The organism is Microbulbifer variabilis (assembly GCF_020524905.1).
Classification (GTDB): domain Bacteria; phylum Pseudomonadota; class Gammaproteobacteria; order Pseudomonadales; family Cellvibrionaceae; genus Microbulbifer; species Microbulbifer variabilis_A.
This window is the reverse complement of the sequence record NZ_JAIVKI010000022.1, coordinates 1-25,601: the sequence shown is the minus strand read 5'-3', so window position 1 is coordinate 25,601 and position 25,601 is coordinate 1. Positions and strand designations below refer to the sequence as shown.

The window sequence follows — 25,601 nt, the reverse complement described above, 5'->3', positions numbered from 1 at the left end:
TCCACTTATTTGAATTCCCCCGGTCTTACAGCCGGTCAGATTTTGCCGCTGCGCTTGAGCTGCCAATAAGCTTGCACCAGTGCCTGGTGCAAAAGCCCTGGACGGGAATCCACCACTAGTACATTACAGGCCTGCAATTGTTGCAATAGGCGCGCACGTCGGCGCAAAAAATCCCGCGCGGCAGCGCTCTCGACTGCCTCGGAAAAATCTCCAATAGGCTTTTGTGCCACGCGGTCCACGGCGGTCTCGCGCAGACTCGCCACCATCACCAGATGATTGCGGGTGAGTAGTCGCACGGCGGTGAGCAGTTCGCTGCTGTCCTCGTCGCGCAGGTTGGTAATTAGGATCACCAGTGCGCGGCGCTTATGGGTTGCCAGTAGTTGCTGGGCGGCGCCGCTGTAGTCTGCGCTGCCGGTGCCCGAGTGCAGGTCGTAGACATTGTTCAGCAACAGGTTGATCGCACTCTCCCCTTTCACCGGCGGCAGCTGCCCGCCGGAGCTGTCCTGTGCGGCGGCAAAGGCCTGCAGGCCCACAGCATCGCCCTGCTTGATCGCCACATAGGCGGATAGCAGCAGGCCGTTAAGGGCGTGATCAAAGTGGCTCAACTCGCCATCTTTGGCGCGCATGCGACGGCCGCAGTCGAGCATATAAATAATTTCCTGGTCGCGCTCGTCCTGGTATTCGCGGCTGATGAGTTTGCGCAGACGGGAACTGGCGCGCCAATCCACCTGACGCTGGCTGTCGCCTTGGCGGTATTCGCGCAGCTGGCGGAAGTCCATGCCCTCGCCGCGGCGCTGCTGTTGGTGCAGGCCGAGATGGCGCAGGGTCTGCTCGGTAGAGAGCGCCTGCAGCGAGGAGATACCGAGAAAATTGGGATAGACCTTTACCGACTGTTCGCGACCGAGCCATACCCGGGTTTGCCAAAGGCCCCAAGGGGAGTCGGCGAGCACTTCGATGAGCCCGAATTCGGCACTGCCACGGCGGTGCGGCACCAGGGTGTACTCAATGGTAACTTCCTGATCTGGCTCCAGTAGCGCCTGGCGCGGTAACCCGCTATTACCCAGTTGTTGCGGTACGCTGTCACACACCAATAGTTTGAGGGTGCGCTGGCCTTGGTTGCACAACATCAATTGCGCACTGTTGCGCACGCCCAGGGCTAAATTACCGGGCAGTTTGCGTTCGCCTTCCAGGCCCAGGACCCTGCGCCCGGTGAGGAAATCCAGCAGGGCTGCGCCGAGCAGTAGTCCTCCGCCTGTCCACCAGAGGGACTGCAGCAGGTCCGCAGATTGGGGCAGCCAGATACGTGCCGCACTCACTGCCAGCGCGGTTAGGCACCAATAGCCGAGCAGTTTAACCAGGCGGCCGCTGGGGCCGGGCTCTCCAAGCTGAGGTTTTGCGTACCGAACCTCTATCGCGGCGGCACTCTCTGTCACAGTCGCGGCGCCTCGACACTGTCGATGATCATTGCTAGTGCACTGTCGGTGGTCTCACCATCGATTTCCATATCCGGGGATAGGCTCACGCGGTGGCGCATGACCGGGATGGCCATTGCCTTGATATCGTCGGGCAGCACAAATTCACGGCCCTGAAGCAGGGCGCTGGCACGTGCTGCCTGCAACAGGCCGATACTGGCGCGGGGTCCTGCAGGACTGCGCAACTGATTGGCTTCACGGGTGGCGCGCACCAGGCGCACGGCGTAGTCCAATACTTGCTGGTCCAGAGCTACCTGGGGTACCAGCGCCTGCAGTTGCTGCAACTGCTCCACGGTAATCTCACTGGCAGTTTTCTCCCCCAGGTGTTTCTCTATACGGCCGCTGCTGGCAGCGGCCGCCAATTGCAGTTCGGCTTCTAGGCTGGGGTAGTCGATCAGAACTTTGAGTAGGAAACGGTCCAGTTCCGCCTCCGGCAGCGGGTAAGTGCCCTCTTGCTCGATAGGGTTCTGGGTGGCCAGCACCATAAAGGGGCTGGGTACGGCAAAGGCCTTGCCATCGATAGTGACCTGCTTCTCCTGCATCACCTCAAGCAGGGCCGCTTGGGTCTTGGCCGGGGCACGGTTAATTTCATCCGCCAACAATAAATTGGTGAATACCGGTCCACGTCGCACTTCGAAGCGGCTCTCGCCCATGTTGTACATGGCGTGGCCGGTAACATCCGCCGGCATCAGGTCCGGGGTGAATTGGATGCGGCGAAAGTGGCCGCCAAAACAGCTGGCTAGGGTGCGCACCAGCAGGGTCTTGCCGAGGCCGGGTACGCCTTCCAGCAGCACATGGCCGGAGGCCAGCAGAGCCACCAGCACCTGCTCGACGACCTGCTCCTGACCGATCAACAGGCGGTTGATATTGTTGCGCAGTAGCTGCAGCTGAGCGGCCGCGGCCTGCCAGTCCGGTGCTTCGCAGTGGGTTTGGGGTTCTGGATTCAGGGTAGTATCGCTCATAGGACTGCCTCAATTCGCTGCAGGGTGCGCATTTGTTCGGTAAAGGATTCTTCGCTGGTCGCCGGTTTGCCCCACAGGCTGGCGATGATGCTGTGTTCGCTGAGATTGGTTGTGGCGCTGAGTCTCTTGCTCAAAGTCTGACGCGCAGACGAGCTGGCGTCCGTCGCTCCCAGGCGGCGCAACAGCTCCTCGCGCTGCCCGCGGAGTAGACGCTGGCACTGATCGTCTCGCCAGTAGTAGTGGCCGCAGGCGGAGATATGCTCTAACAGGGAGCGCCGCGCTATCTCCGGCGATGGCTGTAATGGGCCGAAGCGGCGCGCACGCAATATCAACCAGCCCAGCAGGGCGAACAGACCGGAGATAAAAAATTCGGCAGTGTATTTGCGGGCGAGAAATCCCAGCGAGTCGAAGCGTGGTCGGGTGAGGAAGACGAAATCTCCGCTACCGGCCAATAATTGCAGGAAATAGGCGTGATCGAAGTGACCGATGCGGTTGGATTGCCAAAGAGTGCTGTCGGTCAACAGCGTTATCACCCCTCGGCCTCGCTCAAATTGCATGAAAGGCACCGCTTCATCTTCGCGCCATACTTTGGCGAAGAATTCCGGCGCACCCTCTGCGCTGCTGTTATCGATGCCCTCGTGATAGAGCAGATGGCGGGCGTTGAAATGTAATTGGAGTTCGGCGCCACCAGAGGTGGGCAGAGTGATCAAGTCTTCCGGTTCAACGTCCGGATTGCGGGGCTTTTCCTTTTTAGTCTCGGTCTGTCCTTCGGCCTTTGCCTCGTCGATTTTGCGATTGTATTCGCGCAAGGCCTCACCGGGGCTTTGCTCCGGGCTCAGTTCGGCGTCCTCCCCCAACAGTGGCTGCAGGGGGTTTTCAAAGCGATACTCCTCGTGGCCTTCCACTATTGATACGCCCAGGCTTTCCAGTAGCCAGTCGCGCTCGTCACTGCGCCCCTTCTCGAAATCGAACCCTTCTGTACGTGCCACTACTATGGCGTGTCCTCCACTTTCTACCCATTGCAGCAGCTCTTCGACCCGCTGGGGGTTATAGGCCTGGCTGGAGTTGGCGATAAACAAGGTAGCGTCCGGAGACAGCCCATTCAGCACAGAGATATTTTCAGCCTGGCGTGGTTCCAGCCCCATCTGAGCCAGGTAGCGCTCGGCCGCTAGGAATGGATTGCGCCTCGCCTCCGCCCCCCAGCCGCGATCCTTTTCTTCTGTATAGCGTTCAAAAAATGTGAGGAACAGCCATACCAAGCCGGCACACAGCAGTAAGGCGATCCCGATCAACAGGCGTTTAGTGGTCATTACCAAATACCTCCTGCCACTGCTGGCACAACTCGCTTACCTGTGGGTCTGCGGGGGGGCGGTGGGCATAGGCCAGTTGCTGCCAGCTGCCAGTGAGTTGTTGTACAAACTGGCTGAGCGGGGCGCTTACCGGGCGCAGTGTATCGTCTGCGGTCCTATGACGCCGGCTTACCAATTGGGCGCATTCACTCTCGGTGAGATGATCGCCAAAGTGGAAATGGAAGTCCTCAATCAGGTGAGACAGGGTGGCGCGGTACAAAAGGCCGAGGCCGGTGCGTTGTTCGCCGGCCTGCCACAGGCGCAGCACCTCTGCGCACACGTCGTCGGGCAGACTCGACTGACGTACATCGAGGCCAAACAGGGTCTCTGGCACCTCCACTTTCTTCTTGGGAGTGTGCTGCCAGCGCAGGCTGCTGAGAATGGCTTCACGGTGGCGCCAGCCCAGGTAAATCAAGCCCGCGATTACAGCAATCCACAGTAATAGTTCGATGGGTTTGGCGATCAGCGCCCCCCAATTGATCTCTGAGGAGTCTTCGTTTTCAGGAGGGTCTCCCGTGAACCACTTGAACAGCCACTCGAACAGCTCGATAAGCCACTCGGGTATTTTTTCCTGCTCTTCCTCGCCGAGGTCTTTAAGGCGCCAGCCGCTTACCTGCTCAATATTGTGGAAGTCCTCGCCGGCGAGCACTTCGTCGATACGCTGTTGCGCCTGCTGGGGGTTTTCCAGGGATTCCGCTTGGGCCTGAGGTGCCGGTGCCAGAGTCGTGCAGGCGAGCGCGCACAACAGTAATACCGAGGCCAGGGGGGAAGATCGGCCGGCAGCGGATTTGCTTGCCTGCAGGCTGCGTTGGTGGCGCTCGGCCAAGTCGCGGAACTGGATTTCGATATCCCAGCCCTCCAATTCAATACGCCGGCCGATATACAGGCAGAAGCCACTGACGATATAAAACGGCGCCACTGCGGCCATGATCAGTACGCAGAGAACGTTGGAAACCCACTCCAGTGCCAGAGTTTCACCGCGAAGCAGCGGAGCCCAATCGATATTTGCCGCAACCTGCTCGGGAATAAACAGATAAATCAGGATAAAGGCGGCAATCAGGAGGAAGCTCTCCAGGTGGATACCGGTTAGGGTCAGCCAAGTGGCGGCCCCGGAGTGTTTGCGGTGCAGCACGCTGAGTCGCGCACTGCGGGCACTGCCTTTCGATTGCTCCAGTACGGTCACGGGCATATCGAAGGAGCGGGTGGCGCTTAGACGGCGAATGGTAATCCAGGCGAGCCAGTCGGTGCGGTTGTGTTTGAAAAATTCCTTCAGTGCCGCCAGTGCGGATACCGGTGTGCCGAATAGGGCGCGGCTGATCATAAACAGCGGCAGGCGATCGAACACGGGTTTTAACCACCAGATTGCGAACATCGACCATCCGGGGTGGCCGGGGAAAACCCAGGCAAGGGCGCCCAGCAGCAGTGCCGCCGGAAGCAGCCAAACCAGAAACATCGGCAGCCAGTGCTTGCGTGCAAGAGCGATACCCAGGTCGATGGATTCCCAGGGCGAGCGCAGGCGCGCGCGCACCGCCAGGTTTTTAATTTGCATGGCGGGACTCCCCGCGCCCAGCCAGGGCGAAATAGGCGAATACCAGCAGCCATAGAAGAGCGCCGAAGCCGAGTTTGATTGCTATGGGCGTGGCAGCGCTGGAGGACCAGAAGGCTTCGAGGAAGGCGGCGATCACCAGCATCAGGAAAGTGCCGTACATAATTTTCATGGCCTCGACACTGGCCAGGCGCAAAGCCACCGAGCGCCGGTGCTGTCCCGGATCGACAAGGGAGCGGCCCAGAAGTAGCCCGGCGGCACCGGCCAGTACGATGGCCGTCAGTTCAAAAGCGCCGTGGCCGATGACAAAGGGGTAAAACGTGGAGACAAACCCCACCCGAGTGATATGTCCAAACACCGCACCCAGGTAGAGGCCATTGAAAAGCAGAAAAAAAATAGAGCCGAGGCCAAACAGTATGCCGCCGGCAAAAGTGCGGAAGGCGATACCGATATTGTTCTTGATGTAGAAGCCGAACATGGCCAGATCGGTGTCCGAGCCGCGCTCGCGTCCCAATACCCGGTTGCCAGGGTCGTACATGGATTCCAGCGAGAGCACGTCTCCCGGCGACATCATCGCGTAAATCAGGGCGTCGTTGTTATAGGTGCCAATGCCCATCACCAGGGCGGGCAATAAAAACAGTGCAGTAGCCAGGGCCACAACCCGGCCATTGGCGCGCACGGCCTGGGGGAATCCGGCCAGTAGATAGTGCAGCCACCCCTTGCGACGCAAGGTCTGCTGGCGGTAAACCCGGTGGTGGGCAGCAGTAACCAGCTGGTTGAGATGGTCGATCAAACGGTTGGTGTACTGGCGTTCTTTAGCCACCGCCAATTGCTGACACAGTTCCCGGTAGGCGGCGGGCAAGTCCAATGCGGCCACTTCGGCGCTGTGGTGGTCGTTTTTCAACCAGGCTTCCAGCTGCGCCCAGCTGTCGCGGTGGCGATTTTCGAAATCTCTCTGTCTCATGAATTCCTAGCCCCTGCCACCCAGCAACCAACTGCCCACTGAGCGCAGGTACTCCAGCGCGGCACTGTCTCTCTTGGCGGTGATAGGTTCGAGCAAGTTGGCGAGCTCCTGTTGGCGCGCCTCGCTCAAATCCTCGTGGCGTTCCAGCAGGCTGATCAGCGCAAGCTGGTCTTGCTGTTTGAAGTCGCGCGGCGGTGGAAGCGGTGCTGCATCCGGCAGAGCCATGGGCACCTTTTCCGTATCGCGATAGACTACAAGAGTGCCCGCGGCCAAGTCGCCCAAGCGCTGGAAGTTGCGCCCCAGTGTCATGGCAATTATGCCGGTGGCGTAAGCGAAAGGTAGGAAATCGGCGAAGCGCAAAAGGTTGCGCACGATAGAGGCGCCCCAGGAGATGGGGGTGAGGTTATCGTTCACCACCATCAGGCCAAAAGCTTTTTTACCCGGTGTCTGGCCGCCGCGCAGCACCTCAAAAAACACCGGGTAAAACCACTCGAGCAGGAAGGAGCAGACTAGCCAGATCCCCATACCGGCAGTTTTGGCGAAGGCCAAGCCTATACCGAGAGCGGCCAGTATCAGTGTGCGATAAAACACATCCACGGCAAAGGCGAGGATGCGCGGCACAGGCCCAGCAACCCGTGCACGCAGATCGATACCCTCGGGGGTTTCGACGTTATAGGTGGTATCCAGCAAGCCACCGCTCCTGTTGGATTGATAAAAAACAAGCCTTATTGATTAGGGCTGCCGAAGATTTTGCGATAGGCAACTCCGTAAGCAATGCTGCACAGAGGTAGCGCCCAAATCAAACCAATCAGTAATGCCAAACCTCCGGCCATATAGATCAGCAGCAGCACAATCATCAGCCCAAAGAAAGAGAACCAGTTTTTGGAGATTGCCTTGCGCGATGTTTCCAGCGCCTGCCATGGGCCTAGATTACGGTCAGCGATCAGGGGCATTGCCAACAAGTAAGCGATTAAGAGGTAAATACCGGGAATGACCAAGAGTAGTGAACCGAGGAATACCAGCAGGTACATCAAAATCGTAGCAACGGCTAATGGCACGATTTTGTCGAAGTAGGAAAATACCTCGGTGCCAGAAGTTTGTTCTCCACGAGCTATTTTGATTCCAATCATTGTCATACCGGCTGCCAAAGGAGCTGCGGCGATAATGGTAATCAATTGGTAAATCAGCGTGGCAAAAATGGAATGAGATGCCTGGTCTGCACTGCCTGTCCCAAATGATGCAAGACCGCCGGCACCTGTAAGGAGGGCTGCCACAATACTAATGCCGATTGAACCCACCATATAAAGCAATGCACCGACCAACACAGTGCCTTTGTTTCCACTGGTGCGTTTCCAGGCCTCACTGATGATATCCCCGATCGCAAAGGAATAATCCCCGGCAATGCCTTTTTCTATGGAGCCAAAGTCACTACCCTCTTCTCCTTTGGCGAGCTGTGCCTGGGGAGCCTGATAAATATCACTCATCCTGTCTGATGTCCTTATTAAAAGTTAACTGGTTGGATGTGCAGAGTCTTGAGGGCGAATATCTCACAGGCACGATTTAGGAACAATGCCACGCCAGTACAGGGTCAAATTAGGTGATGGATCTTTCTCAGCATAAAATTCCCTCTAGACGTAATAAGGAGAGGTAATAATGAAGAAAACCCTTTGGGCGGGGATTGTGGTACTGGCGTTAATCGTTGCTGGATATGTGGCTTTGCCTTTTTATGCGATGGAGCAGTTGCAGCGGGCCGCACAAATGGCGGGTGCCCAGGAGCCAGAACAAAGGCGTGAAAGTATCGATACTCTGGAACGCTATGTGGATTTTCCGGTATTACGTGACAATTTAAGAGTGCGACTACAGGAAGAGCTGCGCTCCTCAATTGGTAATTCGATCCCTCAGGAATTCGATGAACTGCTGACCGCTGGTGCGAATTTTGTTATGGGGCCGTTGATGCAACAATTTGTCACCCCGGAAGGGATAGCAGCCTTGCTGCGGGGTGGCGAGGATCTGCAGGGGATGGAGCGAAGACTGTTTGGTCAGTATACCGCCCCTAATGCAGATCCCTATCCACAAGCCCAGCAGGAATCTGAAAAAAAGCCTGAGAGCAGTTGGAGACGTCTCAAGTGGCGCTTTACCGATATTAACCATCTGAGCGCGGACTATGGTGAGGCTGACCGAGCGGAGCTGCGACTGATTATGCAGCGCAACGGCTTGCACTGGCAGTTGGTGGATATCGAGTTGCTCAATGGCACCGAGGCAGAGGGCTGAACATGGAAATGGATAACTCAGTAAATGTATTTGGTGATCCTCTTATTCCCTGCAGCCTGGAGCCAATGACTGGTTTTTTCCGCGATGGCTGTTGTAATACCTGCAAGGAGGATCAGGGCTCACACACAGTTTGTGTGGAGGTGACTGAAGAGTTTCTAATTTTTTCCCGCAACCGTGGTAACGACTTGAGTACGCCGATTGAGGAGTACGGTTTTCCGGGGCTGGCTCCGGGAGACCGCTGGTGTCTTTGCGCCGCTCGCTGGTTGGAGGCCCAGCAGCAGGATAGGGCTCCGCGAGTTTTTTTACAGCGTACCCACGTGAAAGCATTGGAAATCGTACCTTTACAACTCTTACGTCAATACGCTACCGATCTCAACTAGTCTTACTAGCAAGAAAAACCGGTTTCAGCTACTGCGCTCTTTGTGGATTTTTAGGCGCTAGTTTCTGCTACCGGTTTTTCCTGAATAATAAAGCTATTATTTGGTCGCTATGGCAAATACAAAATAGTTGATTGAAATTACCTCTTCACCAGTAGAGATTAAAGAATCTACTTGGCTTCTAGGGATCAAATGTCTCATCGTTATTAGCCCATCAAGTATTCTTCTCGCGGTGGATATTGTAATCACGCACTACTTGAGCCACGCGAATGCGGTAATACTCAAATAAGCTGTCTCTGCCCAACTGTTGAGCCTCTCGATGTTGTACCTGATTTTTCCAGGTCTGCACTGCTTGCTCATCTCTCCAGAACGACAGAGAGAGAAACGTGTTGGGTCTGGATAGACTTTGAAATCTTTCCACGGAAATAAATCCATCAATTTGCTGAAGCCAGCGCTTTAGCTCCTGCGCCCTGGAGAAATAGGATTCTCTGCCTGTCTCTCTAGGTGTTACTTCAAAAATAACGGCAATCATCGATAGATTCCTTATTCTTTGTTTACAGCTAGATAAGTGCATGGCACAGGCTGAAGGAATGAACGTTTCTCCTCGTTGATAAATTTCTTGGCCAAGGCAAAGCGGAAATTAGCTGCCCCCAGTTCGGAGGCTTTAAGATGAGTTCTATATTGCTCGTAACTGGCCAGGCTTTCGAAACTGATCAGGCCAAAGGCACGGTTATTCGTGCCTTCATGGGGTAGAAAATAGCCTAAGAGTTCACCTCCGCATTCAGGGATAATTTTCCCCCAATTCTCCGCATACTCTCTGAATTCATCCAATTGATGGGGGTTTATACGATACTCGATAAAGCAGGTGATCGTCATAGGTTTTGCCTCTGTTTGGAATAAGTTGCATTCTATGGCTCGACGGTTTTTATGCTTCGATCTACAACGAACTATCTGGTGTGTTTATGGACCCTGATATCTCCCTGGTGGCGGGCCTGATTGGTGATAAGACTCGCTCGAAAATGCTCATGGCACTGATGGGTGGCAAAGCCCTGACGGCAACCGAGTTGGCCTGTGAGTCTGATATCAGTGCTCAGACAGCGAGCACGCATTTATCCAAACTCACCGAGGGCGGTTTACTGGTGGTGCGCAAACAGGGGCGCCATAAGTATTTTCAGTTGCGCGATCATGAAGTGGCGGAAATACTGGAGAAACTGCTCAATATTGGCAGTGCGCAGACACAAAGAAGTATTGATACTGGCCCTTCAAATCCTGATCTGAGAAAAGCTCGAATTTGTTACGATCATCTGGCTGGGAGTCTCGGAGTTGCTCTATATGATTCTCTAATGGCAGAAGGTGCCATCATCGAAGAGTTTCAGAGTGCGGAATTGACCGATAAAGGGAAGGAATTTTTCTCTAATCTAGGTGTTGATATTGAGGGATTGAGAAATAGTCGGCGTCCATTGTGCAAGTCTTGTCTAGACTGGAGTGAGAGACGCAATCATCTTGCTGGCATTCTTGGTCAATGGATATTAGAGGATGCGTTTAGAAAAAAATGGGCGCGGAAAAGATTGGATTCTCGCGTGATCGACTTCTCAAACTCTGGGCTTAAGAAATTCCTGCATACCTATCGGGTATCATTTAAAATTTAAAATTTTCTGGCGGATGGTGAATGGGTATATTGCCCGCCTATTCAAATAAGAATTTTATACTGTTTGAACAATTGCTCTTTTAGTTTGTATTTCATATTTTTTTGAAAATTTATTTTTTGTTGATGGTGACTTGTAGCGAATAGGTAATGCAAATTGACGTGTAGGTTATTCCTATGACTAGAAGAACTCCCAAGAAGATAGCCTTTATAGGTTCCAGCTCCATCTATGGCCGAGGTGATACAGAGTTGGGTGGCTTTGTTCAAAGATTTCGCTTCCGCTTCGAGCCTCTGAATCCTAAAAATCTTGTCTACGCACTGGGCATATTTGGTGAAAATGTTGTATCGCTTACTCAGCGGGTATCATCTGAACTCTCTGTGAGAAGGCCGCATTTAATAGGACTCTACCCTGGTTTTAATGATATTTGTCGCATTGGTGGGGAAGAGTCAGAGAATACGGTAGCTTTGGATTTTTTTCGCCAATCGATATTAGAGCTACTGCAAGCATCCCGTAAGATTGCCCCCAGCTTTGTAATGACGGGTATCCCCTTTGATGAGCGGCGAACAACGCCCTATCGTGATAGTGATAGCTATTTTTTTCAAAAAGATGCACAGCTTTATAGCCAAGTGGTGAGAGAGGTCGCCTTGAGTGAGGGTACCCCCGTTCTGGATTTTGAAAGTTTATGGGGCCCACTGGAGATTATTCCACTGCTTTCTGAAGATGGGCTCCATGCAAACCCTGTTGGGCATCAATTACTTTGTGAGCAGACCTGGGATTATATTTCGGAAAATTATTTTTAGGCTATCTGCTTTGAATGGATATAATTTATGACCTTATTAATCGTTCATATTTGATCGGTATTTTAGTTTTTGTTGCGAAATTTTCACTACCGCCTAAGAATGTTGAGGAATTTTGATAAAGGGAAGTGTGAGGCGGAAAGATGGGAAACAATAATAGCACCAGTAATTTGGAATCTTTGAAGGCTCTATCTGAGGCAAGTCGATGTGCTGAGGAGTATATATCCAAAATACGCGAACGAAGAATCAGTCCATCATCCTTGGAGTTGGCTGAGTTGGCAAGAATAAACTCTTCCTTGCCCCACAAAGGGCAGGATGCGCAACAGGTGATTGCAGACCTCCATCATTACGCATCTCCCGCCACTGTGGCGAGTACCGGTGGTCGCTTTTTCGGTTTGGTGGTCGGAGGTTCTACTCCGGCGGCAATGGGGGCCTCTATTTTAAATGCGGCCTGGGACCAGGTGGCAGTACTCGAATCATCGGCACCTTCGGCCATTTACCTGGAGCGCATTGCCGCTCAGTGGTTACTTGAATTGCTGGAATTGCCGGAAAAAAGTAGTGTTGGATTTACTACAGGTTCCTCTATGGCGAACATGGTTTGTTTGGCTGCAGCGCGCAATCGTCAATATGAGAAACTGGATATTGATCTGGCGAAAAAGGGCCTCGCCGGTGCGCCGCCACTGAGAATTGTGGTATCTGAAGAATCCCATGTCACAGTGCATAAAGCCTTGTCGATTCTCGGAATTGGTACAGACCAATTGGTGAAAGCTCCCTGCGACAATCAGGGCCGAGTGCTTGTGGATTCTTTCCCCGAATTGGATGAAACCACCATCGTGTGTTTGCAGGCAGGCAATGTGAATTCCGGTCATTTTGACCCTTTTGAAGAAATCATTCCAAGGGCGAAGGCGGCTGGAGCCTGGGTACATGTGGATGGCGCTTTTGGCTTGTGGGCGGCGGCTTCACCTAGGCTGCGATACCTGACAAAGGGAGTGGCGCTGGCAGATTCCTGGGCGGTGGATGGGCATAAATGGTTGAATACACCCTACGACTGTGGTGTTGCTATCTGTCGCGAGGCCCAGGCAGTACACTGTGTTATGACAACACAGGCGCCATATCTACAGGATGGAGTCCAGGTGCCACCGAAGGATATGGTTCCTGAATTTTCCCGCCGCGCCCGGGGCGTTGAGGTTTGGGCGGCGATTCAGGAAATGGGCAGTGAAGGCGTGGCTAATCTGGTGGAGCGCTGCTGCGATTTTGCCGGTCAGTTTGCCGAGGGGTTAGCCAATTTAGGCTTTGAGATCCTCAATGAAGTGGTGCTGAATCAAGTGGTAGCCAGCATTGAAGACGAATCCGCTTTGCAGCAGATTGTACGTATTGTACAGGAGGAGGGCGTGTGCTGGTTCGGTACCACTGTGTGGCAGGGGAGAGTGGCGTTACGTCTCAGTGTCTCATCTTGGGCGACTACGGCGGAGGATATTACTTTGTCACTAGATTCTATCCGTAGGGCAATGGAACAGGTGCTTGAAGCCAGGGAATAAATTTGGCCTATAGCCTGATAGTTCGTGCGAACAAGCCCTGACACTGTCACATTGCGGGGTGACAAGACTCACTATTCCTCGATGATGGCTATCATCTAGTGGATTAAGAACTCCATCACCGAATGCGGTCTATTCTTCTGGTTGGCTCATGGATTTTATATTGGGCAGATTCGGGTAAATGGACGCAGGGAGCAAATGAGCGATTATCCACGGGCCCTGGAAATCACGTTTGATTCAGTGCGCAATGTCGGTCTGGCTGCAGCCTTATTGGGGGCGGCAGCTGTCATTATTCAAGCTCCCTCTCTTGCGTTTAATCTTACCTGGTTGGCTTACATCGAAGCGGCATTGTTGGCGGGTTTATCTGTGGTATTGCAGGTATTCAACATGGGAGCCTGGTTTCTGTCCATGCGACGCCTGGGGTACAGCTGGATTTGGCTTAGCCTGGTCGGTGGTCTTTTTATCATTTTGCTGATGCACTTTTATGTTGCTGTCGCCTCGACCAGTCTTAAGGGCTTGGCTTTTACCCCGGGAAGTTAGCGGTTTGTTAGACCACACTGTCAGCCCAAGCAACCAGCATGGGCCAGGGAGTCCCTGCTGTGATTATGGCATCCTGTCTTGTTTTCATACTTCTTCTGCTTTTTATCTGGCTTTCTGGGATTGCTTTTTTTAGCCCAAATCTGAACCGTAATGAATTGTCCCGTTTTTCTTATAACCAACTGGCTTTTGCCGATGGTTTCTCGGTGAACTACCGGGAAGTAGGCAGAGAGGGGCGTCCACTACTTTTGTGTTTTCACGGTGGTGGTGACTCCTTGGGGGGCTGGGGGGAGTGGGCAAAAGTTTTGGCTAGGGATTACCACTTAATATTGGTGGATCTCCCTGGCCACGGACTGACAGATCCCTTGCCGGGGGGAACCTATACTCCAAAACATCTGGCAGATTTCATCGCGCGGTTTATTGAGACAATGGAGTTGCAGAAGTTTGTTCTTGTAGGCCACTCTTTTGGTGGCAATGCGGTACTGCGCTACTTGATTGAACATCCGGATGCTGCTGAGGCCGCAATCCTGATTGCACCGGGCGGTTATCAATGTGACAAGGGGTTGAAAATGCCTCCCGTAATGGCGCGTTTCGTAGTCAGTTACTGGGGACGACGCTTTGTTTCTCACCTGGGTAGCCGTGGGCTGCTGAGAAAAATGTTAAGGGCCCGTTTTTTCTACAATCCAAATGCACTGCCGGAAAAAATGGTGGAGCGTATTTACTTACTCTCGCGCTATAAGAAAAATCGTGGCACGGCTATTAATCTTGTCGCTAATGCCACAGTTAATTTCCAGCCGCTTTTAGGGCTTGAAAATATCCAAACTCCTATTTTATTTCTCTGGGGAGCAGAGGATCAAATCATTCCCCTAGAGGTAGGCGAATATTTTTGTCATCAAATACCGAATAGTAAATTGATTGCCTACGAAAAAATCGGACATATGACCCATGTGGAGCATGCGAAGGGTAGTGTTCGCGATGCAAAGAAATTCCTTAAAAATCTGCAACTGCAGTAAAAAAGGCCGCAAAGCGGCCAGGTTTGGGGGGATTAAGTTAGGTCTGGTTGACACTAATATTATTTAACCAGGTCGTAGTCACCCAGTTCGGGCACGGCTTGGTGGACTTGGGTTTCCAGTTGGTCGATGGAATGCAGAGAGGCACAAAGTTGCTCGGCGGTTTGTTCAATCTGCTCTGAGCGCTGCTCCAGTAACTGTTCCGCTTGTTCGGTAGCGCGCTCCTCAATACTTTGGCCTCCAGTGAACGCGGCCTTGAGAGCGTGCCAGGCAATAGTACCCGCGGCATTCTTGGCCAGGCGTTCGATACGAGGCTCAAATTCTTTGGAGATTGTCTCGTCAATAAAATTGCCAATCTCAGTATCGCCGAGATAGTAGATTTCCCCCTCGCGATTGAGACGATCCTCGGTACGCCGAATTAAATCTGCAGAGAACTGCTTGAGCTCCTGGTTCTCCGGGTGATCTGGGCCCGCGAGGGCGCTAATAGCGATAGACAATCCGTCCATAGCGATATCTACGGCTTCCAGTGTAACCAAAAGGGTGTCTCGCCCGGCGGTGTGCAGTTTTTGGCGATATTCCTGTAACAGTTGTTGTTGTTGGGCATCCAGAGTTACGGGGCTTTCATTTACCAGCAGCTGTGCCGGTGAGTGGAAGTACACCAATTGTTGCTTATCCCCATCCTCGTGCACCTCGAAGAAGTCGGGCCCCACTTTCACCGTGTAGTCGAGTGTTGACTCACAGTTGTCGGTATCGATATGAATGGACTCGTGTGCCACTGCCTGGCCTGCCCCACCCAAACCAATCAGTGCTGAAATCGCCAGTGGTTTCCACATAGTTGAATCTCTGTTTTGTGCCTTTTCCTTTCAGACGAGACTGAAGGTACAAATGGATGCAGTGAATAAGAAAAAAATTTCAGCCTATTTTTTGTACAGATTGGCATTGCTCTAAGTGCTACCCTTTGCAGCAATCCAGATGTGGTCAGGGCACCGCAGGGTATTGCTTTTAATAATTAAAATGGGGGACGGCAAATGTCATTCAACAGACATTTGATGGCTCTGTGCCTGGTGCTGTTAAGCACAATGGCTCGGGCCGAGAATATCGCCGAGTACACGGCGGATATGCGTAAATACAGCGGGTATCACAATTTCTACTGGGACGAGGACAGCGGTCGAGTACTGTTACAGATCGATGCGTTTGAGCGTGAGCTGCTGCTTCTCACCGGCTTGGCTCAGGGGCTGGGATCTAACCCCGTGGGCTTAGACCGCAACCAGGTGGGTGAGAGCCGTTTGGTGAAGTTCCAGCGTGTGGGTAACAAGGTACTGTTGCACCAGGTAAACGCTTACTATCGTGCTGAGTCTGAAAACCTAGCAGAGCGCCGTGCGGTAGAAGAGGCTTTTGCCTCTTCAGTACTTTGGGGATTTGAAGTTTTAGCACAGAATGATGGTGCTACATTGGTGGACTTCACCCCCTTCTTGCTTAGCGATCAGCATGGCATTGGGGATCGCCTGAAGCAGGCGGAACAGGGCAGTTATTCCGTGGATAAGTCCAAGTCTGCGATCTTTTTGCCACGCACTAAGAATTTCCCCAGAAACAGCGAGTTTGAGACTCAGCTGACCTTTTCTGGCAGCAAGCCCGGTAAATATTTGCGCGAAGTGGTGCCAACCCCGACCTTGGTTTCCCTGCGCCAGCATATCTCCTTAATCGAACTTCCCGATCGAGAGTACCAGCCTCGGGTGTTCCACAGCCGCAGCGGTTATTTTCCTTTCACTTTCCGCGATTACGCCACGGCAATCGACCAGCCACTGGACCAGCGTTTTATCTACCGGCACCGCCTAGAGAAAAAACCGGGTAGTGATGAAGTGGTTGAGCCAATTGTTTACTACGTGGATTCAGGTGTGCCAGAACCGATACGCAGTGCTCTGGTAGAGGGGGCCAGCTGGTGGAACCAGGCTTTTACCGCTGCCGGTTATAAGAATGCCTTCCGTGTGGAAATTCTGCCGGAAGGTGTGGATCCCCTTGATGTGCGCTACAACGTAATCAATTGGGTGCATCGCTCCACGCGCGGCTGGTCCTATGGCTACTCTGTGTTTGATCCCCGTACTGGCGAAATTCTCAAAGGTAATGTGACCTTAGGTTCCCTGCGTGTACGTCAGGATATTCTGATCGCTCAGGGATTGCTGCAACCTTATTCTGACGAATCCGCTGATACTGCGGCCCTGCAAACTATGGCACTGGCACGTATTCGCCAACTGGCTGCCCACGAAGTGGGCCATACACTGGGCCTTGCCCATAATTTTGCCGCGAGTGCAGCAGAGCGCGCTTCGGTGATGGATTATCCGGCGCCACTGGTTTCTTTATTGGGTACGGAGCTGGATTATTCCAAGGCATATGCCACTGGTATTGGCGCTTGGGATAAGCTGGCAATCCGCTATGGTTACGGAAATGGCGGGGAGGAACAGTCTTACCTGGATAGGATCATTGCCGAAGCAGGGGAGCAAAAACTACGTTTTATCTCTGACCCGGATTCCCGCGCGATCAACAATGCTCATGCGACCTCACACTTATGGGATAACGGTGGAGACCCCCTGGAGGAATTCAGCCGTCTGATAGAGTTGCGTCGCCACGCTCTGGAGAAATTTTCCTCTGCGGCAAATCCTAAATCTGCACCCCTTTCCGATCTGGAGGAGACGCTGGTACCAGTTTATTACGGGCATCGCTACCAGGCGGAAGCTGTGGGTAAGTTGATCGGCGGGCTGGATTACGATTACCTATATAACGATGTTGAGCAGAATAGCTACACACTCGTGCCGGCCGAGCGTCAACAGCAAGCCATCAATGCGCTAGTGGGGACCTTTTCACCAGAATTTCTGGCCTTGCCAGAACAGGTACTACAGCTGATTCCCCCTAAGTCTTATGGCTATGAACGCACCGAGGAGAGCTTCCCCTCCAATACCGGCGTTGCCTTTGATGCGGTGGCTCTGGCTGAAGCAGCGGCAGGTCATACCCTGTCTATTTTACTGGACCCGCAGCGTGCAGCGCGTATGGATCAGCAGAACGCGCGCAGTAGTGAAATTCCTGCATTCGACAGCGTATTAGAGCGGCTCACAGCCCTAGCTCTAGATGCCACGCAATATTCCGGCTTGCAGGCGGCGATTCACCAGCGAGCCAATCATGTATATATCCAGTACTTGATGCTGCTTGCCAGTGATCGCACCGCTGCAGAATCTGTAAGGGCCAAGGCGCAATTGCAGCTGGCCAAATTCCAAGTGGCACTTGGGCAGAAAAAGTTATTTGGTGAAGATACACAGGGATATAGCGCGCATTATTATTTCCAGGCTAAGCGCATAGAGTCATTTATGAGCGGTGAACTGGAAGTAAAAGCTGAAGATATCAAAGCGATGCCGCCGGGCTCACCAATTTAAATCTTGCTTAGTCAATGATAAATCTTGGGCTAGGGGTTTAATTAATTCACCCGGGAATATTACCGGGTGAATCCCCAGATAGGATCAACTGCGAATAAACTGGGATTTTTTTATCCAGTGAGTACCACGATATTTTCTTATAGATGCGGAACTACGTTTTGCCCAAAAGAAGTTGCGATTGAATTGGAATTTCATATAAGCCAACATATAAGTGAAGACAACTTGGTTATTCCAGAGTTTAAAAATCTTTATGAAAAAAGTCATTTCTTTGCTGTGTGAAGTGTGCTCTAGGAGTATAAGTTTATTTTTTTTGGACTTCCCTAGTCTTTACTTGATGGATAGTAAGAGCTTTTCACTTTTTAAAACGACTAGTGTTCTGTTGACCTTAGTAGTATCAATATCATTCGCTTCTCTGAGCGATGGCTAGTCTTGGGTTGGATGAGTTTTTGAGATGAAAAGCATCCAAAGAGCCATAAATAAGTCTTTTACATTCAAATCCTGTGTTACCTTTTTGATTAAAATCTGATATTGATTTGCTTGTGCGCTACAGCCAACACCTAGGATCGGATACTTACTTGAAGGCTGCTTTGCTGCGTCCCAAGATGCTCCGCGAGAATACCCGCGACCCTCCTCCCCATCACAAATCGTACCCGCAGCGATAGGTGTAGGTTTGATGTCGAAAAGGTGGAAAATCAAGGGTGGGCGATTCATTACCAAATAAGGTCTCTTCTAGCCCTTACGGCGAACGAGCGGATTGATTAGCAAAAGCAGTTTTGGCCATCGACACACTGCCAATACCTACCGCGAGCCACAGGGTAAGACTCCGGCTGATGAGAGATGCCATTATGGCATCTGTTTGGCCAACTCCTGCCGCTGACAGAAGCAACACGATAGCTGCTTCTGTTGCTCCTAGCCCGCCAGGGATAAACGATACAGCACCGGCTAGAATACTCAGGCAATAGATAGCGATAATCGTGTTGGCCGGTAATTCGTAGCCCAGTGTATGAACAAGCAAATAAAGTGAGACTCCCTGTGCCATCCAAGCCATGAAACTCAAGGGGGTGGCCATGGCGAGACGGCGTTCAGATAGCAGAAAATGAATGGTTGCGATCACCTTTGTGGCATGACCAGCGGTAGAGCTTTTCGCCAATCGTTTTCCAATCAAGGCAAGCAGTCGGGAGCGCAATAAAAGAACGATGATGATTATGAAGGCGATCGCTGTGAGCATCCAAGGCTGCTGCTCTGGGAATATCGAAGTTGCCAACGATGCCAGCGCCCCCACTGCAACTAAATCTAGAAGCCGTTCCGAAATAAAGACGCCAATGCTGTGTGAATAGCTGACACCATAGGGGCGGAGATAAACGGATCGTATTGCTTCACCAGCCTTGCCAGGTGTGAGTGTAAGTGCAAACGCCGCCAGATAGATTTCGAGATTACGGAGAACCGGAACCTCGTGCCCTAGAGCAAGGGTAAAGTGATGCCAGCGTGCAAACCGGAGCAGATAGCTCAGAAGGGAGAGTGCCACCATTTGCACCCAAAGCACACTGGGGAGTGTCGATACCGCAGTACCGAATACTCCCCAATCCGCTAGGGTCACCATCCCCGCATACAGTAGTACTGTTACTACAATGGCTAGTGAGATTGACTGAACGGGAATGCGCCTCAAAGGAGTCTGCTTAACCGTCAGATTATCTGCCGACCTCGATTCATTCATTAAGCCAAAATCACATTCACTACGGAGGCGACTGCGATACCTACGACGATACCGGAGGCAATTTCCACTCGGGTGTGGCCCATGCGTTCGCGAAGTGATTGATGGTCAGGGGCCCCATTTGCCAATTTGTTGATTACTACTGCATGTTTACCTACCTGCCGACGTAGGCTATTGGCATCCAGCATCACGATAAATGCCAGTGTGATGGCGACACCGAAGGCGGGATGCCCGATGCCCTCTTTAAAGGCGATAAGCGCAGCCATACTACTGACTATGGCGCTGTGGTTACTGGGCAGCCCACCGTAGCCGATCAGGCCGAAGGCGAGTTGCCTGGCCTTGATACTATTGATGATGAATTTCGAAATTCCAGCAACAAGCCAGGTCAGAAAAGGGGTCAGGGCGTAAGAGAAATCCATGGTCACCCCTGTACCGGCCAAAGTGCCCAACTACAGGTAGCTACCCACAGGACCACGGTAAGTAACAGTTGCCAGTCAGCGAGTAGTGCATCCGTGGGAGACTCTCCTCCATCAAGGGCTTCCACCACGAACCAATATCGGAACAGGCCGAACAAAACTAAGGGCACCGTAATGGCTAATTCAGGCTTGGCTGACATCACGAACATGCTGTAGAACAGCAGTGCTCCTGTAGCAGACATCTCCGCGTAGCGATCCACCAGGGAGACAGAATACCTTTCAAGCACTTTGCGACCCTCGGTACCACTTTGATTGAGCTCTTGGCGCCGCTTGACAGCGGCCAAATACAGCGCCAGACAGAGGGTCGTGATGAACATCCATGAGGACACGGGCACATTGAGGGCCATTGCACCTGCATAGACACGCAGAACAAAACCAATAGCGATTGTGAAGATATCGACAACGGGTTGGTGCTTGAGTACGAAAGTGTAGGCTAAGTTCAGCACCAAATAGACCACTATGACCGTCACCACTTTTGGAGCAGTGAGCCAGCCCCATACCAGCACTGCATAGAGACTGGCGAGCAAAATCAAGGCTGCAGGTATCGAGACAATCCCAGCTGCCAGAGGACGAGTCTTGGACTTTTTGGGGTGGAGACGATCACGCTCGATGTCGTGTGTGTCGTTGATAATATAAGTCGCTGAGGAAGCGACACAGAACAGCATTGCAGCCAATAGGGAATGGCTGACGGCATCAGGGTCCAGAAATGCTCCAGAAAAAACAAGTGGCGCCAGAACAAAGCCGTTTTTAACCCATTGCTTTGGCCGCATCAGCTTGATTAACCCCAGCAGTTGCGCTAGAGGCGAGGGGGCCATTACGGTATCATGCATTTTTTTTGTACCTCGTGATGTCTTTGAATGTTTGACTCAACTAAGCTGGTGATTAACTACGCCATTTTCGCACTAATCGCAACGGCAGCAAACATCGGCGCTCAAGATCTTGTCATCCGTACTTATAGCGGCGCCTTCGACATTCTGGCCTCTGTTGTGGTGGGTACTGGGGTTGGGCTTGTCACCAAGTACATCCTCGACAAACGCTACATCTTCCGCTACCAGACTCAAAGCATTGTCCACAACACTCAGACCTTCGCCCTCTATACAGTCATGGGCTTGGCTACGACTGTAGTGTTCTGGGGCTTCGAAATTAGCTTCCAGTACATCTTTGAGACCAAGGAAATGCGTTACCTCGGCGGCATTATTGGCCTGGCCATCGGTTACCTGACTAAGTATCAGCTTGATAAGCGTTACGTTTTCCGCATCGGTGTTGTATGAAACCAGTTTCCTCGTGGGGGCGCCTCAGCGCCGATCCGCATTATGTCGTCCCTCTAAACGATCCATCTAAAGTTGAGAATCTCGTTTGTCGCGGGCCTCAACCCGGCGTAGCTCATGGTATGGGGCGCAGTTACGGTGATGTCTGCCTTAACTCGGAAGGCACACTCTGGATCACGACTGGGCTCGACCATTTCATTAATTTCGACGAAAGCACTGGCCGATTGGTGTGTGAGGCTGGCGTGCTGCTGAGGGATATCCAGCGGTTGGCCATTCCCCGTGGTTGGATTTTGCCTGTGACACCGGGTACCCAATTGGTGACCGTTGGAGGGGCCATTGCTAACGATGTTCATGGCAAGAACCATCACGTGCTTGGGTCTTTTGGCGATCACGTCCAAAGTCTCACACTCATCCGTACTGATGGCGAGTTAATCCATTGTGGACTGAATGAGCGTAACGATTTGTTCGCCGCTACAGTGGGTGGGATGGGGCTAACCGGGGTGATCACACAAGCCGAGATCCAGTTGCGGCGCGTGGCCAGCCCGTGGCTGGACACCGAGACCGTTCCCTATGCCAATTTGGGCGAGTTTTTCGAGCTTGCGGATGATTCCGAGGCTGATTGGGAGCATACGGTGTCCTGGATCGATTGCATCACTGGAGACGGTGGACGTGGTATATTTATGCGCGGTAACTCTACCAATGTCGAGTTTCGCCCGGAACCCGAGGGGCGTAAGCTCTCAATCCCCGTCGTACCACCGGTATCTCTGGTCAATAGACTCTCCCTTCGTCCCTTCAACATGGCCTATTACCATCTCAAGAGGTGGCAGGCAGGGCCGGCTATCATGCATTACCAACCGTTTTTCTATCCCTTGGACAACCTGCTCGAGTGGAACCGGATGTACGGGCCAAAAGGCTTCTTCCAGTACCAGAGTGTGGTGCCGCGTGAAGTCGGGCAAGATGCGGTTCGGGCCATGCTGAAAGAAATAGCCCGCTCTGGCGACGGTTCCTTCCTCGCCGTATTGAAAACCTTTGGTAACCGCCAGCCTGTGGGGATGCTGAGCTTTCCCCAGCCTGGTGTCACCTTGGCGCTGGACTTCCCAAATCACGGGGAGCGCACGCACAAGCTATTCGAACGCCTGGATGCCATTGTGCGTGAAGCAAAGGGCCGCCTCTATCCAGCTAAAGATGCGCGAATGCCTAGGGATCTCTTCGAAGCTGGCTATCTACGCCTAAACGAATTTATGAAATATCGAGACCCAGGCATCAGCTCTGGTCTTTCACGCCGCTTGATGGGAAGTTGAATGAGCAACAAGAAGAAAATTGTCATTGTTGGAGCCACCTCGGCGATCGCAGAGCACTACGCCAGACTCTGGATTGAGAAACAGCCGATTGATCTGACTTTGGTGGGACGCGATGCTCAGCGCATCGAACGTGTGGCCTCAGACCTCAAGGTACGTAGCTCCGAATCGGACATCCGGATCGTCCAGGCAGTTTTTTTGGATCCGCAAGCTATTAATGCCACGGTAGAGAGCATCGTTAAGTCAGGCCGTGTGGATGTTGTGCTGATCGCGCATGGCTTTCTACCAGAGCAAGCCGATTGTCAAGATGACCTGGAAACATGTCGTAAAGCGCTGGATGTCAATGGAATTTCGCCGGTGATCTATGCCGAGGCTTTTGCCAAGCTGATGGCAAAAGCCAATTACGGCACCATCGCTTTAATCGGTTCCGTGGCAGGCGATAGGGGACGAAAATCCAACTATGTCTACGGCGCAGCCAAAGGGCTAGTTACGCGCTATGCCCAAGGCCTACAGCACCGCTTTGCGGGCACCGGAGTCAAAGTGGTACTGATAAAGCCTGGTCCGACTGACACTCCCATGACCGCTCACCTGAAAGGCAAGGGTGCCAAGTTAGCGCCTGTTGAAGACGTGGCAAAACAGGTTTTTGAGGGAGTGAAAGCGGGCAAGCCGGTCATCTACGCTCCGGGGAAGTGGTGGCTGATTATGATGATAATTAGGCATCTACCAGCGATTGTTTTCAACAAAGTAAATATTTAAGATGACTAACATTCAGAGAAATAAGAATATATTCGCCTTGGTTTTACTGGTACTAAGCATGGCAAATATAATCTTTCAGTATTTGTCTAGCTCTCATATTCAAGGCTATCTCTTTAATTCAGATGCGCTATATCTCCCCACGCTATTTTCAGATATTTTTGCGAATGGCGGGAGTACCAAGGATTGGTTCCTTACTCCGGCACCATACTTTTTTCCCGATTATCCGATGTTTCTGCTCGCTTATTTGGTCGGGCCAACACCTTATAGCCAAATAATTGTATTTGCATTGCTTCAGATATTTTTGACATTTTTGGCTGTTTGGCTTGTTGTAAGGATATTCGCCGGCGTTAATTCAATCCTTACGGTATCAACTATTCTGGTTATTTTAATATGGTTAGCATTAAGCGCTGGAGAACCTTTTGCTCTTCTCCTTCACAGTGCTTACCATTATGGGGCCTTTCTTTCGGTCATATTACTATCGGCCTTATGGATTAAATTTACGGATGAGGATAAAAGTAGAAAAAAGGTTTTATTTTTTTTATTGATAGCGGTTATTACGTATGCTACGGCGCTGTCGGATAATCTGCTCCTGGTTCATTTCGTTGCTCCACTTATTGCGACGCAAGTTTTAATGTCAATAGCGGAGCGAGATTTTTCATTAAAAAATAAAATTCCACTAATGCTTGTAGCAATTTGCAGTTTCCTTGGCTCAATATCCTACAAGTGGGTGGTGGAAAACCAAACCCGCTACCCCACAAATATAGGGATCGACAAGCTATCTTCAAATTTAAAAGATATTTTTGAATTATTCCAGTCGACAATAATGGATAATCCAGTATATGGTTTTATTTTTTTTCTATATATTGGTGTTGTACTGCATTCCTTCATTACACTCATAAGAGGAGAAGTAGAAAATTTCAAGCTATCTTGGCTTGCCATATTTTCTTTCCTATCCCTCTGTGCAACGCTCGTCGCAGTCTTACTGATTACCAACCTCCCGGTTACAAGTAGATATTTTATCCCAGTGCTTTCCTGGCCAGTTATTGTTGTATTTATTTTCTTAAAAATCCGCTTGCAGGATAACTTTGTATCCATCGCAGTTGTAACTTCCTTGTTGGCAATATTGTACATGACTTGGACTTCACACCAGCTCATTAAGCAGAACGGGTTTAAAGGAGAATACTATCCTGAAGAGATATCCTGCATAGACAACGCTCTCGAAAAAGAGGATCTTTATAACGGAATATCGCAATACTGGGATGCTAAGTATCTCCAAACTTTCAGTAGATTGGATCTAAGTGTGGCTCAGTACTTCGATAATTTGAGCGAAATGCACTGGATTACGTCGAGAAAATACTTCAAGCAAACCTATGATTTTGCGATTATTTCAGAGGATGCCAGTCCTCCATACAAGATATCTTCTGAGGCGTTAACACGTTTAAATGGCGCTCCTCAATTAGTAAAAACCTGCGGAAGCAAATTAGTCTTTATATATGGAAAAGATAAAATGCGTGTCAGGAAATTTGTCAGCCCAGGTAACACTTACACATGGAAAGCATGCGAACTACCCACAAAAATTGGAGAAACAGTAGCCGAATGTGAAATGCAAAAGAAGGATAATGCTCAATCGGGTTATGTGACATTTGGTCCTTATGAGCGATTGCAAACCGGTCAATACACCTTCGAAATTGCATATTCTAGCACCATTAGAGAAGGAGAGTCTGTAGGGGATTGGGATGTAGTACTCGCTCTCCCTAAAGAGGCAAAGGTTTTGAAAAATGGGCTAATTGCCGGCACAGATGGGAGAAGGGGAATGATTACTGGTCAGTTTACGTTGGATTCGGGGCAAAATATGGAGAAGGTTGAAATAAGAACATTGGCGCGACCAAATGTAGACTTAAAAGTAACCTACATTCGAGTTAAGTGGGTGCGCTAAGTGAACCTCTCCGCGTTCTGAATCTACCCACCAACGACGGGCACTCTCTTAAGCGATAAACTATGCAGTAGAGGTGCCCTATGACAAGACCAAGTAAACCAACCAAAAACACTCGTAAACAATACTCTGAGGAATATAGAAAAGATGCCCTAGTGGTCCATGCGGAAAATAAGGTTACGTAATTTGAGTTCGCGTATACTTGCCCCATGGATACTCCTGACGTTTTCACAATTACCGCTCATGATGCAGCGACCCTGGAAAGCTGGAT

The 25,601-nt window shown here is 51.5% G+C and carries 26 protein-coding genes; 12 read left to right on the top strand and 14 right to left on the bottom strand.

Annotated elements, in window-relative coordinates:
* Positions 1–35: 35 nt before the first annotated feature.
* Genes LC073_RS21850 through LC073_RS18840 form a run of 7 tightly spaced genes read right to left on the bottom strand, consistent with a single transcriptional unit; the run spans position 36 to position 7,777 of the window.
* Positions 36–1,433, bottom strand: coding sequence for a DUF58 domain-containing protein (locus tag LC073_RS21850; RefSeq protein ID WP_226648866.1), 1,398 nt, complete (start codon positions 1,431–1,433; stop codon positions 36–38).
* Entirely contained in the window at positions 1,430–2,434 is a 1,005-nt protein-coding gene (locus LC073_RS18865) for an AAA family ATPase (RefSeq protein ID WP_226648865.1), read from the bottom strand. Before LC073_RS18865 ends, LC073_RS21850 begins: the two co-directional genes overlap by 4 nt.
* On the bottom strand, positions 2,431–3,744 hold the full coding sequence (locus LC073_RS18860; RefSeq protein WP_226648864.1) for a DUF4350 domain-containing protein: 1,314 nt from the start codon (positions 3,742–3,744) through the stop codon (positions 2,431–2,433). The genes LC073_RS18865 and LC073_RS18860 overlap by 4 nt, the downstream gene beginning before the upstream one ends.
* Complete coding sequence (locus LC073_RS18855) at positions 3,734–5,332, bottom strand: DUF4129 domain-containing protein (protein ID WP_226648862.1); 1,599 nt, start codon at positions 5,330–5,332, stop codon at positions 3,734–3,736. The genes LC073_RS18860 and LC073_RS18855 overlap by 11 nt, the downstream gene beginning before the upstream one ends.
* The gene (locus LC073_RS18850; protein ID WP_226648861.1) at positions 5,322–6,293 is read right to left on the bottom strand and encodes a stage II sporulation protein M; all 972 of its coding nucleotides are present in this window, start codon (positions 6,291–6,293) and stop codon (positions 5,322–5,324) included. The genes LC073_RS18855 and LC073_RS18850 overlap by 11 nt, the downstream gene beginning before the upstream one ends.
* 6 nt (positions 6,294–6,299) lie before the next feature.
* A complete protein-coding gene (locus LC073_RS18845) occupies positions 6,300–6,983 on the bottom strand; it encodes an RDD family protein (protein WP_226648860.1) in 684 nt (227 codons plus the stop codon).
* A gap of 35 nt (positions 6,984–7,018) precedes the next feature.
* A complete protein-coding gene (locus LC073_RS18840; protein ID WP_226648858.1) occupies positions 7,019–7,777 on the bottom strand; it encodes a hypothetical protein in 759 nt (252 codons plus the stop codon).
* 169 nt (positions 7,778–7,946) lie between these two features.
* Between LC073_RS18840 and LC073_RS18835 the strand changes: the two genes are divergently transcribed.
* Both LC073_RS18835 and LC073_RS18830 read left to right on the top strand, forming a co-directional pair.
* Positions 7,947–8,564 carry a DUF2939 domain-containing protein gene (locus LC073_RS18835; protein WP_226648857.1) on the top strand — a complete coding sequence of 206 codons (618 nt, stop codon included), beginning with the start codon at positions 7,947–7,949 and terminating at the stop codon, positions 8,562–8,564.
* A gap of 2 nt (positions 8,565–8,566) precedes the next feature.
* Positions 8,567–8,944: a DUF2237 family protein gene (locus LC073_RS18830; protein ID WP_226648856.1), complete on the top strand. Its 378-nt coding sequence runs from the start codon at positions 8,567–8,569 to the stop codon at positions 8,942–8,944.
* A gap of 211 nt (positions 8,945–9,155) precedes the next feature.
* On the opposite strand, the gene LC073_RS18825 is transcribed toward LC073_RS18830, so the two are convergent.
* Entirely contained in the window at positions 9,156–9,473 is a 318-nt protein-coding gene (locus LC073_RS18825; protein WP_226648855.1) for an antibiotic biosynthesis monooxygenase family protein, read from the bottom strand.
* A gap of 11 nt (positions 9,474–9,484) precedes the next feature.
* Positions 9,485–9,817 (bottom strand): NIPSNAP family protein, encoded by a 333-nt coding sequence (locus tag LC073_RS18820; protein WP_226648854.1) that lies wholly within the window; start codon positions 9,815–9,817, stop codon positions 9,485–9,487.
* A gap of 86 nt (positions 9,818–9,903) precedes the next feature.
* On the opposite strand from LC073_RS18820, the gene LC073_RS18815 reads away from it, so the two are divergent.
* From LC073_RS18815 to LC073_RS18795, 5 genes are all read left to right on the top strand, one after another.
* Entirely contained in the window at positions 9,904–10,590 is a 687-nt protein-coding gene (locus LC073_RS18815; protein ID WP_226648852.1) for an ArsR/SmtB family transcription factor, read from the top strand.
* A gap of 173 nt (positions 10,591–10,763) precedes the next feature.
* On the top strand, positions 10,764–11,387 hold the full coding sequence (locus LC073_RS18810) for a GDSL-type esterase/lipase family protein (protein WP_226648850.1): 624 nt from the start codon (positions 10,764–10,766) through the stop codon (positions 11,385–11,387).
* A gap of 272 nt (positions 11,388–11,659) precedes the next feature.
* Complete coding sequence (locus LC073_RS18805; protein ID WP_226648848.1) at positions 11,660–12,922, top strand: pyridoxal phosphate-dependent decarboxylase family protein; 1,263 nt, start codon at positions 11,660–11,662, stop codon at positions 12,920–12,922.
* A 195-nt stretch (positions 12,923–13,117) separates the two neighbouring features.
* A complete protein-coding gene (locus LC073_RS18800) occupies positions 13,118–13,459 on the top strand; it encodes a hypothetical protein (protein ID WP_226648846.1) in 342 nt (113 codons plus the stop codon).
* 155 nt (positions 13,460–13,614) lie between these two features.
* Positions 13,615–14,469, top strand: a complete 855-nt coding sequence (locus LC073_RS18795) for an alpha/beta fold hydrolase (protein WP_226648845.1) — start codon at positions 13,615–13,617, stop codon at positions 14,467–14,469.
* Between the two features lie 59 nt (positions 14,470–14,528).
* Here the strand turns inward: LC073_RS18795 and LC073_RS18790 are convergent, their stop codons facing one another.
* Complete coding sequence (locus tag LC073_RS18790) at positions 14,529–15,299, bottom strand: DUF2884 family protein (protein WP_226648843.1); 771 nt, start codon at positions 15,297–15,299, stop codon at positions 14,529–14,531.
* 195 nt (positions 15,300–15,494) lie between these two features.
* On the opposite strand from LC073_RS18790, the gene LC073_RS18785 reads away from it, so the two are divergent.
* The gene (locus tag LC073_RS18785) at positions 15,495–17,888 is read left to right on the top strand and encodes a zinc-dependent metalloprotease (RefSeq protein ID WP_226648842.1); all 2,394 of its coding nucleotides are present in this window, start codon (positions 15,495–15,497) and stop codon (positions 17,886–17,888) included.
* A 423-nt stretch (positions 17,889–18,311) separates the two neighbouring features.
* Here LC073_RS18785 and LC073_RS18780 read toward each other — a convergent pair whose 3' ends face one another.
* The 4 genes from LC073_RS18780 to LC073_RS18765 are packed head-to-tail and all read right to left on the bottom strand — an operon-like array spanning position 18,312 to position 20,905.
* Positions 18,312–18,599 (bottom strand): hypothetical protein, encoded by a 288-nt coding sequence (locus LC073_RS18780; RefSeq protein ID WP_226648840.1) that lies wholly within the window; start codon positions 18,597–18,599, stop codon positions 18,312–18,314.
* 25 nt (positions 18,600–18,624) lie between these two features.
* A complete protein-coding gene (locus LC073_RS18775; RefSeq protein ID WP_226648839.1) occupies positions 18,625–19,602 on the bottom strand; it encodes a lysylphosphatidylglycerol synthase transmembrane domain-containing protein in 978 nt (325 codons plus the stop codon).
* Positions 19,602–20,018 carry a divergent PAP2 family protein gene (locus LC073_RS18770; RefSeq protein ID WP_226648838.1) on the bottom strand — a complete coding sequence of 139 codons (417 nt, stop codon included), beginning with the start codon at positions 20,016–20,018 and terminating at the stop codon, positions 19,602–19,604. Before LC073_RS18770 ends, LC073_RS18775 begins: the two co-directional genes overlap by 1 nt.
* Before the next feature lie 2 nt (positions 20,019–20,020).
* Entirely contained in the window at positions 20,021–20,905 is an 885-nt protein-coding gene (locus LC073_RS18765; RefSeq protein ID WP_226648837.1) for a decaprenyl-phosphate phosphoribosyltransferase, read from the bottom strand.
* A gap of 27 nt (positions 20,906–20,932) precedes the next feature.
* Between LC073_RS18765 and LC073_RS18760 the strand changes: the two genes are divergently transcribed.
* The 4 genes from LC073_RS18760 to LC073_RS18745 are packed head-to-tail and all read left to right on the top strand — an operon-like array spanning position 20,933 to position 25,333.
* The gene (locus LC073_RS18760; RefSeq protein WP_226648836.1) at positions 20,933–21,346 is read left to right on the top strand and encodes a GtrA family protein; all 414 of its coding nucleotides are present in this window, start codon (positions 20,933–20,935) and stop codon (positions 21,344–21,346) included.
* The gene (locus LC073_RS18755) at positions 21,343–22,644 is read left to right on the top strand and encodes an FAD-binding oxidoreductase (protein WP_226648835.1); all 1,302 of its coding nucleotides are present in this window, start codon (positions 21,343–21,345) and stop codon (positions 22,642–22,644) included. Before LC073_RS18760 ends, LC073_RS18755 begins: the two co-directional genes overlap by 4 nt.
* Complete coding sequence (locus LC073_RS18750; RefSeq protein ID WP_226648834.1) at positions 22,645–23,397, top strand: SDR family NAD(P)-dependent oxidoreductase; 753 nt, start codon at positions 22,645–22,647, stop codon at positions 23,395–23,397.
* A gap of 58 nt (positions 23,398–23,455) precedes the next feature.
* Positions 23,456–25,333 carry a hypothetical protein gene (locus tag LC073_RS18745; protein ID WP_226648833.1) on the top strand — a complete coding sequence of 626 codons (1,878 nt, stop codon included), beginning with the start codon at positions 23,456–23,458 and terminating at the stop codon, positions 25,331–25,333.
* Positions 25,334–25,601: the final 268 nt, after the last annotated feature.